7 protein-coding genes are annotated in these 11,771 nt (G+C 67.3%); all 7 read right to left on the reverse strand.

Going from position 1 to position 11,771, the window contains the following annotated elements:
* Positions 1 to 363: 363 nt before the first annotated feature.
* Positions 364 to 2,049 carry a polysaccharide deacetylase family protein gene (locus KHZ24_11690; GenBank protein MBS5451848.1) on the reverse strand — a complete coding sequence of 562 codons (1,686 nt, stop codon included), beginning with the start codon at positions 2,047 to 2,049 and terminating at the stop codon, positions 364 to 366.
* Positions 2,050 to 2,778: 729 nt separating this feature from the next.
* On the reverse strand, positions 2,779 to 4,368 hold the full coding sequence (locus KHZ24_11695) for a PRC-barrel domain-containing protein (protein MBS5451849.1): 1,590 nt from the start codon (positions 4,366 to 4,368) through the stop codon (positions 2,779 to 2,781).
* A gap of 126 nt (positions 4,369 to 4,494) precedes the next feature.
* Positions 4,495 to 4,902 carry a YtxH domain-containing protein gene (locus KHZ24_11700; GenBank protein MBS5451850.1) on the reverse strand — a complete coding sequence of 136 codons (408 nt, stop codon included), beginning with the start codon at positions 4,900 to 4,902 and terminating at the stop codon, positions 4,495 to 4,497.
* A gap of 87 nt (positions 4,903 to 4,989) precedes the next feature.
* On the reverse strand, positions 4,990 to 5,481 hold the full coding sequence (locus KHZ24_11705; GenBank protein MBS5451851.1) for a hypothetical protein: 492 nt from the start codon (positions 5,479 to 5,481) through the stop codon (positions 4,990 to 4,992).
* A 194-nt stretch (positions 5,482 to 5,675) separates the two neighbouring features.
* Entirely contained in the window at positions 5,676 to 6,359 is a 684-nt protein-coding gene (locus KHZ24_11710) for a hypothetical protein (protein MBS5451852.1), read from the reverse strand.
* 397 nt (positions 6,360 to 6,756) lie between these two features.
* The gene (locus KHZ24_11715; GenBank protein MBS5451853.1) at positions 6,757 to 9,666 is read right to left on the reverse strand and encodes a helix-turn-helix transcriptional regulator; all 2,910 of its coding nucleotides are present in this window, start codon (positions 9,664 to 9,666) and stop codon (positions 6,757 to 6,759) included.
* A 547-nt stretch (positions 9,667 to 10,213) separates the two neighbouring features.
* Entirely contained in the window at positions 10,214 to 10,990 is a 777-nt protein-coding gene (locus KHZ24_11720) for a hypothetical protein (GenBank protein ID MBS5451854.1), read from the reverse strand.
* Positions 10,991 to 11,771: the final 781 nt, after the last annotated feature.

Raw genomic sequence — 11,771 nt, forward strand, 5'->3', positions numbered from 1 at the left:
ACATCCTCTGGACGTGGAACGCCCTCTCCCTGTCGCTGTACACGCGGCCTCCGTCCCGACCGGGTAATCCCCCGGTCCAACTTCCTGCCGCACCCCCCTCGTGCACTGATCGGAGGTGTCGCGTCCCCATCGGCGGGATAATCCGACGAGCCAGCCTGCGCATTCACCTCGTGCCGGTGCTGCGCATCGCATCATGGGCATACACGACAGCGAATCTTGTCCACAGTGCGGCAGTTCGCCGACAGCCCGGCTTCGCAGCGCCGAAAAAAACGCGGGCGTACCCTCAAAGTGAGAGCACGTCCGCGCTCGATCCGCCGCTTTCTGGATGAGGAAGCCGGTTTCGGCCCTATGAGCCGGCTCTTCCTAGATGTACGGCGTGAGGTCGGGGATGACGGCGTCGGCGGGGATGGAGGGATCGCCGCTGCTCACCCACGCGGGGATCGCCGGGTCGGCCGCGATGAGCTCGTCCATCGTCACGAACTGGTAGCCCAGGTTCTGGAACGTCTCGATGAGCGTCGGCAGCGCCATGACGTCGCAACTGCGATCGCCACCGCCGTCGTGCATCAGGATGACGGCCCCGTTGTAGTTCGTGGCGTCGAGCCCCTTCGTGCAGTTGGCGATAATGGCATCGGCACCCGCCTGCCCCTGGCCTGCGACGCGCCAGTCCTCCGAGTCGACCGTCCAATAGGCCGAGTACGTCATCTCCCCCAGCGTCTGCAGGAAGTTCTTGCAGTAGTACTCGCCATACGGCGGGCGAATGACGACGGGGCGCACGCCGCACGACGACTCGATGGAGTCGTACGCCGAGGAGACCTCCGCCTTCATCTGGTCGACGGGGAGCTGCGGCAAATTCTGATGCGAGTTGGTGTGGCTCGCCATCTGGTGCCCCTCGTCGACGCAGCGCTTGCACAGCTCCGGGTAGGCCAGGGCGTTGTCGCCGAGGTTGAAGAACGTGGCCTTGGCGCCGTACTGGGCGAGGATGTCGAGGTACTGCGCCGTGTAGGGGTCGGCCGGGCCGTCGTCGAACGTCAGCGCGACCATGGGGCGCTCGCCCTGCGGGTTGATGTGCGTGGCGGCGATGATGAGGTCCTGGGCCTCCTGCGTCACGCCGTGGTTGATGACGCGCCCCGAGACGTTGCCCGTCTCGACGGTCTCGACGCCCTCCCTGCCCCACTGCGCCACGCAGCCGATCGTGCTCAGGTAGTAGGTGTTGCCGTCATTGGGGTCCATGAGCGTGCCGTCAGGGGCGCGGAACTGCACGCCGGCCGGCTGGGTGCGCGTCTCGGTCTTCGTGGACTCCTCGACGACGTCGGTGCCGTTCTGGAACTCGATCTGGTCGCCCTCGCCGACGCGGTAGGACTCCGGGTCGACCTCCTGGCCGTTGACGACGAGCTTGTAGGGGTTGCCACCGCCCTGCTCCAGGACCACGGCGGGGTTGGCCTCGTCGGAGATGGAGACGAGGTTGCCGGCGGCCGGGTAGGCGTAGCCGCGCTTGATGAGGTCCTGCGCCGTCGAGCTCACCGGCACGTCACGCTGGGTGCCGTTGACCTCGCAGGCCACGGCGCGGTGCGTCCACCACGTGACGCCGCCCACGCCCAGCAGCGCCACCAGGCCGATCGCGCAGCCGCCCGCGACCATCTGGCGGCGCGTCAGGCCGCCCCGCCCGCCGCCGCTGTTCAGGCCGGGGACGTACTCGCCTCCCGTGACGGGGCGCACGCCGGCGGCGCGGCCGGCGGAGGGACGCGTCGAGGAGTACGCCGTGCCGCGGCCCTCCTGGTAGACGCGGCCGGAGCGCGCCGAGGAGGCGCCGCGGGAGCGGGAGCGCCCGGCGGCGGGGACGGCGTAGGGGTCCTCGCCAGAAGACTGCGCACCCTGCTCGTAGGGGTCGCCGTAGCCCGCGCCACCCTGGCTGTACGCGCCACGATCATAGGCGCTGCGGCTGTTCCGGCTGTACGGCGAGCCCTGCGCCGACCGGGACGAACCGGAGGCGTAGGGAGAGTCGTCGTGCTGGTTCCAGTCGCCGGTATCGCGGCCGCGTGAGTTCGCCATGGGAGCACATCCGTTTCTGCGTTTTGGCTTCTTGTGCGCGTGCGCCATCCCCATATGCGGCGCGCGCAGATTCTTCAACTATGGAGCGAATCGATGGCATTGTCAAATCTTACTGAAAAGCAAGGTAATCATGCCAAAAGCGGCTTTTTTGCAGGTTCACGGCCCACGCGGCGCCTCGACCTGCACCCCCTCCGGGCCTGAGAAAGTCCCGAAGGCAGAATGCCGGCCGACACCGCAATCAGCTTCACCGAAGAAGCAAACGGGAGCCTCAGCTCGGGCGGGCAACACCGGCGGGGAGGCACACGAAAGCGGGCGCGTTTTGCAGTTGTGCTAGGTTTTGCGAAACAGAGCCCCCAAATTGACCCCGAACTTCGGTTGTGCTGGGTTTGCAGGGATCGCCGCAGTCGGGCAGAGCGCTGCTTCTTAGGGAAACCGCAGGTAGACGAGTTTGGGAGGGGATGCCCTCCGCAAGCCGGGCGCCCGGATAGCCGCACAAACCTTGCACGACCGCAATACGCGCCCATTTCCAGCCCCAGGTTTTGCAAGACTTCGCACAAACGCAAAGTTCGCCCCTGCAGAAGAGGGGCCGCGCTTCGCCGGGCGCCTCAAGCTATGCATTCGTCCAGAAAAGAAGCTGGGGGCTCTACCTGCCCCCAGAGGAAATCGAGATATCACCGTTTGCAGAAGGAGGGCGCGGGCGCGCATCGCCGGCGCGCCCGTGCCCCTCGCCTAGTCTTCCTGCGTTTCTGTAGCCGGGGTGCTGGGCGCCGCGCTCTTGGCCGGAGCCGCTGGCTCGCCCATCTCTGCCGGCACCTTCGCGGGGGCGGCCTTCTTGGCAGTCTGAACGTCGTCCGCTCCCGATACCTTCCCGGCAGAGGGCGTCTTGGAAGCCGCAGGCTTCGCCGCCTCGGCAGCAGCATCCTTCGCGGAGGCCTTTGCGGTCGAGGCCTTCGGCTTGGAAGAGCTCGCAGACTTCGCACCCGCTACCTTGCCCGCAGATGTGGCCTTCGGCTTGGCGGCAGCCTTTGCCTCGCCCTTCTCGCCCGCGCCAGCCTTCGAGGCAGACGCGGCCTTGCTTGCGCCCGCCTTCGCGGCACCGGCCCCGCTCGCAGACTTCGACGTCGACGAGGACGCCTTGGCCTTCGTGGTGGTCGACGCAGGCTTTGCCGCGCTGGTCGACGCAGCCTTGCTCGTACCCGCCTTCGCGGTGCCCGCGGTGCTCGCGGCCTTGCCAGCCTTGGGCGCCGCACTCGTCTTGCTCGCCGAGCTCTTCGTGCCCGCGCCCGCCGTCTTCCCGCTCGCCGTGCTCTTCGCGCTCGCGGGGCTCTTCGTGCCCGCAGAGCTCGCCTTCGTGCCCGCGGCGCCCTTCGCACTCGCGCCCGCCGTCTTCCCGCTCGCCGTGCTCTTCGTGCCAGTGGAGCTCTTCGTACCCGCGGGGCTCGCCTTCGTACCCGCACTCGTCGTCTTCCCCGAAGCGCTCTTCGTACCAGCGGGGTTCTTCCCAGTCGCGGTGCTCTTCGTACTCGAGGAGCTCGCCTTCTTGGCGGGCGCGGGCGCTGCCTTGCGGAACTCGTCCGCCGCACCCGTGAACGACTTCTTGAGTCGTCCGAGCCCGCGGCCGATGCCGTAGCTGCCTGCCTCGATGCCGGCCGCCACTGCGTCGCCTGTTGCCTCGGACGCCTTGCTGACCACCTTGCCCGCCGACTTCGCGCCCTTCTTCGCCGCGATCGTCGCGCGCGCCGTGGCCTCGCCGGCCTTGGCAGCCAAGCCGCCCGTCAGCCTGCACTGGGCCGCCTCGTCCGTCACGACGAGCCAGTCGTCCTTGTAGCCCACCATCATGTCGCGCGGGATCTCGATGGCGCCGACCAGAGCGCGCGCCGTGCCGCCGTCGTCGAGGAACAGCGACTCGACATCGCCCGTCGCCTCGTCAAACGAAATGTCGTCGACGCGGCCCAGGTCCTCGCCCGACTTCGTGTGGACGGGCATGCCCTCCCAGATGATGCACGTGTCGTAGTCGATGCCCATGCGCTTGATGGCGCGATCGTCCCAGCTGTCCATGCCCTTCGTGAAGTTGATGACACCGTCGTCGATCGAGATGGCGTCGAGCGCGAGGAAGCGATCGGAGCGCTTGAACATCCAGAGCAGGTCGGGGCGCTTGATGATGAAGCCCACGACGCGCAGGCCACTCGGGTCGAAGACCGTCTTGTTGATCTTGCCGATCTTGCGGCCGCGGCGCGGCATGCCGTCCTTCGTGAACTCCTTGCCGGGCTTTGGCGCACGGCAGACGCGGACGCCCTTGACCTCTCTGGTGGTGAGCATCTGTCCAATCCCCTTTTATGCGATCGAGGCCCGCACCCGGGCCTCATGCCAGGCGAGCCGACCGGCCTTTCGGGCCAGCCGGCTCGCGTTCTCTCACGTCAGTGCTATTCCCGCGAGGTCCCGAGCCTAGTTGGCGGGCGTCGCTGCGGGCTCGCTGACCTCGACGCCCTGCGCCTCGACCGTGTGCCCCGCCTGCTCGGCAGCGTCCTTGACGCCCTGGACCGCAGAGTTAACCTTCTCGGCCACCTGGTTCACGTTCTCGCTGAGCGACGAACGGATCTGATCCATACGAGCGCGCGCCTGGTCGACCTTCTCGCGCAGCTCGTCGCTCTTTGCGTCGACATCGCTGCTCACCTGGTCGACGCCCTGCTTGTAAGCATCCACGACGTTGCCCCAGGCGTCCGTTGCCGCCTCGCCAACCATCGTGCGCGTCTCGGCGCCAGCGCGCGGGGCCATCAAGATGCCCGCGACGAGGCCGAGGGCAGCGCCCGTCACCGTGCCGGCGATGAAGCCGAGAAATCCGCTCTTGCTCATGGGTACCTCCCCATGTCATCGGGGCGCACCCAGCCCCGTACGGTTAGTTCCTTCTCGCCTAGGGTTTGTACCCCCTGCGCCCTCAGGTTACTCCGCCACAGGCGCGGCTTCTTGAGAAAGGCCGTCAACGAGGGCGCGCAGCCCGGCAACGGTGTGGTCGATGTCGGGCGAGGGCTCGGCGCCGCCGGTGAACGCCCACTCCATGACCCAGGCGGCGCTGGAGAGCACGCCGAGCGTCAGAGCGTCGTCGGGGCAGGTGAGCTCGATGTCCCACACGCGGTCCTCGTCGGTCTCCGTCGTGCGGCCCACGGAGACATCCTGCACGCCGGCACGCACGAGCAGCTCGATGGCGACGTGCTCGAGCAGGTGGGCGAGCTCCGTATCGCCCAGGGCGGAGCGGAAGCTGTCGCCCTTGTCGCAGATGCACGTGTGGTCGGCAATCTGGGGCATGAGCTGGTAGACGCGGTTCGTGGCGTCGAGATCCTCGCTCGTGCGCACGGGGGCGTCGTTGGCTAGGCGCACGCGCGCCACCATGGTCTCGGGCTTGACGGTGACCTTCTGGAAGTCGAACAGGCTCATGACGTGTGCGTCCCTTCGATCGCGCGCGACCGCGCAGAGATGGAGAGCCGGGCATGCCGGGCGCGCCGCCTTCGGACGCTCGCGCGACCCGCAGACAAAGATAGGCGACACCCAGCGGCGTTAGCTGTGGTGTCGCCTATCTTATCGCAACGCGCGGGTGGCGACGGGGCGCAGCACCACGCGCCACAGGCAAGCTACGCGGACGCGGCGGGCTGGGAAGACGGGACAAGCTCGAACGTGATGGGGCCGGGATTGTCGGCCGACAGCTCGGGGCGCACGGCCAGGGAGTCCACCTCGTCCCCCGAAACCCACCAGCTGAGCGTCAGGATGCGTGTCTCGCCCTGCGCCAGCTCGAACTTATTCACGTCGTGGGACGGGAGTTCGAGCCCCTCGGGCACCCCGTCGAAGGCAGCCATGTCGGGCGTGACCCCCGTGGGAGACCCGCCGTCGGCCCGCGGTGCGAACATGCCCGCTGCGAATAGCTGTTCCTTCACGTCCCCAAGACCAGGTGTCGCGTCCACGTTCGTCACTTTCACGTGCGTGACCAGCACCTGCGGGTTGGCCAGGCCCTTCGCGGGCTCGGCATCGACCACGGTCCCGAGCTCCACCTCGCTTTGGGCGGCCTCGATCGAGTCGTACACCTTCGAGTCGAGAAACGTGACGTTGAGCGTGCCCGTCCACGGCACAAACGGGGCCATGTCCACCGTGATCTTCTCGCCCGTATACCAGTTTGTGACTTCGAGCGGGGCGTTCTCTATATTAACGAGACCGAACGTCTCGCCGAGCGGCACCGTCTGCCTGTACGGCGCCAGCTGCTCCTCGTACTCCGCAAGCTCGGACCCAAATAGCTCGTTCGCTTGCGCGTTGGCAGCGCTCATCGCTCCGTCGCTTCGAGTCGAGGCCGAGACGTCAGGAGAAGAGACGCCATCGTTTCCCGCTGAAGATGTCGCGACCCCCGCGATTACCGCCCTGTCTTCCTCGCCCCGCGCGGAAGCCTGAGGCTCGCTAGCTCCTGCCATTTGTCCCAAAGGCGCTATCCTGTCGCCCCACCCCCATGACGCAGCCGCAACAGACGCCACCGACAGCGCAACCACGATGCCCAAACCGGCGACTACGGCAGTTCTGCCCCACTCTTGCTTCGTTGCCATGGTGTCCTCCTCTTCGAATCGTCCGCCTCCCAACTGAGGCGCGACACCTTTGACGGTACGCGCCGTCAGCCCGCGCGTCTGTCATCGGAGGCAGCCCAAGCTCGCTGCATGCGAGTGATGACGCCCGCTACCTGCGCCCTAGCTCGTCGAGGTGCGCGGCAAGCTCCTCGCGCGTGCGGACCCCGAGCTCTCGGTAGATCGTCGTGCGCGCCTGGGCAATCGTCGAGCGCGAGAAGCACAACTCGTCGGCGGCCTCGCGCACGGTGCGTCCCTCTGCCAGGAGCAACGCCACGTCGACCTGGCGTCCGGACAGGCCGCGCTCCATGAGAAGCCGGCGCACGCGCTGCCCGTCGGACAGTCCGAGATCGGCATCCGTTCGGACTTTCGGTGCCCGGAGCAGGCAGGCGGCCGTAGTCAGGACCAGGGCGATCGCTATCGCGGCGATGGCCAGCGCCCCCGGCGTCACCTCTCCGCCGGCCCCCGGCAGCGCGATGTGCGTACCCGCGAGGCTGCCCAGTGCGTTCGTAACCAGCGTGCCACCGAGGATGCCGCACGCAGCAAGGACAGGCGCATCGTGCCAGGGGAACGGGCCGGTGAGAAGGGGGCTGCGGCTAGCGGCAGGGGCGGCGCCGCAGCTGCCCTCACTATCGGAGGCGCCCGTATGCACATGCGCCACAGCAAGCAGCATCCCGCCCACAACGAGGGCCTCCCCAGCCCCGGCGACAAGCCACACAAGTACACCGGCGCCCGCCACAAGACAGGCCGTACCACGCCCGACGCCACGCCTCCCCACCAGGCGCCAGAGCGCGATGAGCTCGCATGCCAGGACGCCCCACTGGAGCACACCGAGAACGGAATCAAGCGCCTGGGATCGCCAGGTCTCGCCCCACAGCCACGCGAAGAAGCCCACCGCGCAGGCCCAGCACAGAGGTAGCGTCCGCCCCGAGCGCGCACGAAGCTCCGCGGGCACGGGCTCGCGGGTCTCGGGACGGGCGTCATACCCTCTCGCAAGGAACGCTTCTCGCAGCGCGCCCACGCTTCCGCAGGCTGCGGCCAGCACCGTTGCGATCGCCCACGCTCCTGGCAGCAGCTCTCCGCAGAGGGCAGCCGCGCAAGCCGCCCCGGCAAGCGCGGCGACGAGTCGCGTTAGAGGGGTTCGTCCCGTCGCGCGTAGCGCTCCGCCGAGCAAGGCTCCGCCACACGACACGACCAGTGCCGTCGTCCCGACGAGCAATGCCCGGCGAGCAGTGCCATCCACCGCACCCGAGGCGATCCCCAGTCGCACCCCAACGAGGCACGCCACGGCGAGCACGAGCCCGTATGCGCACGCAACGGGCACCGCCCTCCCGCAAGCGGGGCCGCCCGGAAGCACGCGCGCGACGAGGCCCGCGGCCCACCCTGCCGCAATGCCTACGCCGATGCCCGTGCTCAGCGCCCACACGTCTGACCATGCGCTCGGGACCGGACCAAACGGAAGCAGAGCGAGCACAGCCGTCGCCATGAGCCCGGCAAGTGCCAGGGCCGCCGTAGGACGCAGAGGTTCGGACGGTAACGGGACGACCTCCGGATCGTGCCCGTCCTCTCCCGAGTCCGCGCCCACATCGCCCGGCTCCGCAATCGCGCCCGCAGGCAGCTGGGCCACGATGTCGTCGAGCTCCCGCACGCCAAACTTGCGCCGACAGCGACGACGGTACTCGCGCACCGTCGGGCTCCCGACGCCCATGGCCTCGCTTGCCTCTGCCGATGACAGGCCGAGCACGTGAGCGCAGAGCGTCAGCGTTTCCTGCTCGGTAAGACCGCGTTCCGCCAGAAACGCCCACCCCACCGGCGTCAGTGCGGCTTGCAGATCGATAGCGGTCCGTGGGACGCGCGCGCCGGATGACGGCTCGTTCGCGACTTCGGCAGCGTTTGCTTCTGGGGCCTCGCCCCGATCTCCCGAACACCCCTCAGCCTGCCGCGCCAGCACGATGGTCCCGACATATAGCGCCACATACACCGCCAGCGCAGCCGCCGCCAGCCACAGAGGCGTCGCGTGGATATTCGGCGCCACGCGCGAGATGACGCGAAAGCCCAGCGCCCCCACGCACAGTGCCGCCACAGGCGCCAGCGGCCGACGAATTCCCGCCCTGCCCGGAGCCTCCAGATACGCCCTGGACGACATCACGGCAAGCACGAACGTCAGAAGCGCCGGCAGCGGGACAGCCCAAACAAACAGGCCCAGGCTCGCAGCGCTCCACACGTTAGCCGCGCCGGCGGGAGCAAGCAGCGGCGTCGGCTGGGGAAACGGCGAGTGCGGCAACAGAAGCATCCAGCTGAGCGGTTGCACGATGCCCAACACAAAGCAAGCGCCCACCAGCAGGACACGGCGCCGGACAACAGCGTGCGAGACGGGGCCCTCGCCCAGCATGCCCATGGCACGCAGGCGCTCCGTGAGGCGACGTTCCCTATCGAGCGGCCCGTTCGCGCGCATCTCTTCGGATGTCAGATCGAGTAGCAGGAGAGGATGGAATACGAGCCAGCCGCACCATCCGCAGAGTAACCCGCATGCGGCGGCCAGGCTTACGGAGCCTCCCAGCACGAACGACACGACAGGCTTGATCGCATACGCCACCGGGTTCGCGCTCGCCACCGAGCCCCACGTGCCCTCATGCAAACCCGTTCCAACCAGCATGAACCCCGTGTTGAGCACCGTCGCCCCCACGAGCAGAGCCGACAGGACGACGCCCGCAATGCCAATCGTCCTACGCGCCCAGCGATGGTCAGCCGTGACGAAGTTGATCGTGCGTGTCGAGGCGAGCCACAAGCCCGCGACGAGACCGCAGGCCACCCAGGGGAACAGCTTGGAGAGCGAGGAGGGCCCCAGAGCCGACGCCGGGCTGTATTCGTCGAGCGGGGCGTAGGGCGCGACCACGAGCAGGGCGAACCAGAGGCACCACAGGATGCGCTGGCCACGCGACCCTCTGCGCTCGTATTCCTCGCCTCGGCTCGCCAATGCCGCCTCACCCCCGAAGAGTGCCAGCAATTTCGAGCCTAGCATAGCCATCCCGTCCGAAGCCGGGCGTCATCAGCTCGGACAAATCCGGCTGATGACAGGGATTTCGGGATGGGAAGTGGGGAGGGGCATCCGCCGGCGGCATCCTTTTGTGCGGGAGGCCTCGATGCGCGGCCAGGAATCCCGCCTGTGTATGGGGCCCTCCCGTGCTCGTCGCGATCCAACGGCAAAACCGCAGGTGGCGAATGGCCAGCCAAGTCACATGACAGCGGAAGGCATACACGAGCGCCGTTCCTGGCCGCAAGGCGCCCGGATGGCTGCAGGAGCCCCGCGGCATACGAGGAGGAGCCCGCAAACCCCGGCAAGCCGGCCGAGCGCGCCCCCGAGCCCCGTCAGCGTGCGGGGAAGAGCCGCATCCCGGAGGGCAGCGCGACCTCGGGGCAGCGCACCGGGATGGCGCGGCCCCGGGAGCAGCACCCTCCCGAGAAGGCGGCGCCCTCCGAGAGGCGCCTCACCCGCCAGCGCCACGGACCCCGCTCGCACAAAAAAACGGGCGCCACCCCATCGGATGGCGCCCTCGAGAACGGTCGCGTTACAGCACGCGATAACTGACGGTTCGCACGCCCCAGTCGTAGATGTCGGAGAAGCCGAATGCGCCGATGACGCCCGGCGTGAGGTCGAGGTCGCGCCCGCTGACGTAGGGGCCGCGATCCGTGACGACCGCCTGCACCGTCACGCCCGCGTACTCGATCTCGACGACGGAGCCCAGCGGCACCCACGGCGAGGCCACGGTGAGCGACCAGTCGTCGAGCGGCGTGCCCGAGGCTGTCGTCGTGCCGCCGTTCGTCTCGACGGAGTATGCCGAGGCCTGAACGGTGTACCACTCATACGCCGGCTCCCCGTAGACGGGCTCCTCCTCGTAGACAGGCTCGCTCGGCACGGGCTCCTCGTAGACAGGCTCCTCGTAAACGGCCTCGTACGAAACGTCGGCCTCCGACGCAGTCTCCCCGAAGTCCTCGTACGCAGCCTCGTGCTCCGCCGCGCCAGCCTCATAAGCAGGGGGCTCGTCCACGAAGGCATCCACGCTCACAGCCGTGCGTCCGACGTTTTCCGAATGCAGCGTCGCATCCGCAGAGACTCCGAGTTTGGCGGCGGCATACGAGGGGCCCAGCGCCTCGTGCGTGCTGCGCTGCAGACCGATGCCCACGGTTTTCTCGCGAGTTACCGAAGGAGAGACATCCTGCGCGTCGGCGATCGCCTGAGACGACGTAAGCCCCGTCACGCAGACAAGTGCCAGCGCAAGGCAGAAAAGGCAGCGCTGGGCAATAGCAGCCCGAACCACAAGCGCGCCATCGTGCTGTGCTTTCATTACGTTCACGCTCCAAGTGCAACCGTGGCTACGAGAGAGGACGCCGAGATGCGTGTCGTTCTCTGTTCTCGCCCGGCTGTCGGAGTGAGCGTTGTTTAAGGGGTGTGTTATCCGACACCGAGGCCCGCAAGGTGCGCGAGCTTGCCGTATGCGGTTGCGAGGTCGCACGGGAACCGCAGTCACCCGTGATGCCGATGCCCTGAGCCTGCCGGGTCTTGGCGGAACGTCGAGTCGGCTGCCTCGACGACCCGGGGGCCTCTGTCGGCGTTGGATTATAGGCAGTTGATCTTGCATCGCCAAATTCCGAGTCCCACTGAACGAGTTTGGGGATGGTCTTAGCCCACGTTCTACCAAAGCCGCAGGTGTTGATCTAAGCGAAATCATCTTGTGGGAAAGAATGCATCCATTTGACCGATTTTCTGACTGAAGAGGCAATAATCACCGCTTCTACCTGCGGCTATATAAATGTTTGCTGGTGGGATAAATCCACACCACTTTTCTGACAATCCAGCCCCCCGAGAACCATCTGCATGGCCTCATCATATGTGTCGGAATTGTGAATATCCCTTATCCGGATGGGATTCGTACCCTCCCCTTGCAACGCGCGCGTGCGCATGCGCGCGATCTATACATATGGGACAAACAGGCGCCGGCAGGGAGCGCAAACAGAAGGGGAGGGGCACCGGCAGTGAACTGCCTCCCAATTCTTGGACTCATTAAAGGAGACAAGGGTTGGGAGGCAGTTCTCGTGCCGGATCTCAGGGTCAAATACGATGAGGAG

The sequence above is a fragment of the Coriobacteriia bacterium genome (assembly GCA_018368455.1).
Lineage (GTDB): Bacteria > Actinomycetota > Coriobacteriia > Coriobacteriales > UMGS124 > JAGZEG01.

Coding starts and splice junctions, on each gene's coding strand:
- KHZ24_11720 (MBS5451854.1), bottom strand. CDS start 10,990: ATGAAAGCACAGCACGATGGCGCGCTTGTGGTTCGGGCTGCTATTGCC.
- KHZ24_11700 (MBS5451850.1), bottom strand. CDS start 4,902: ATGAGCAAGAGCGGATTTCTCGGCTTCATCGCCGGCACGGTGACGGGC.
- KHZ24_11710 (MBS5451852.1), bottom strand. CDS start 6,359: ATGAGCGCTGCCAACGCGCAAGCGAACGAGCTATTTGGGTCCGAGCTT.
- KHZ24_11705 (MBS5451851.1), bottom strand. CDS start 5,481: ATGAGCCTGTTCGACTTCCAGAAGGTCACCGTCAAGCCCGAGACCATG.
- KHZ24_11695 (MBS5451849.1), bottom strand. CDS start 4,368: ATGCTCACCACCAGAGAGGTCAAGGGCGTCCGCGTCTGCCGTGCGCCA.
- KHZ24_11715 (MBS5451853.1), bottom strand. CDS start 9,666: ATGCTAGGCTCGAAATTGCTGGCACTCTTCGGGGGTGAGGCGGCATTG.
- KHZ24_11690 (MBS5451848.1), bottom strand. CDS start 2,049: ATGGCGAACTCACGCGGCCGCGATACCGGCGACTGGAACCAGCACGAC.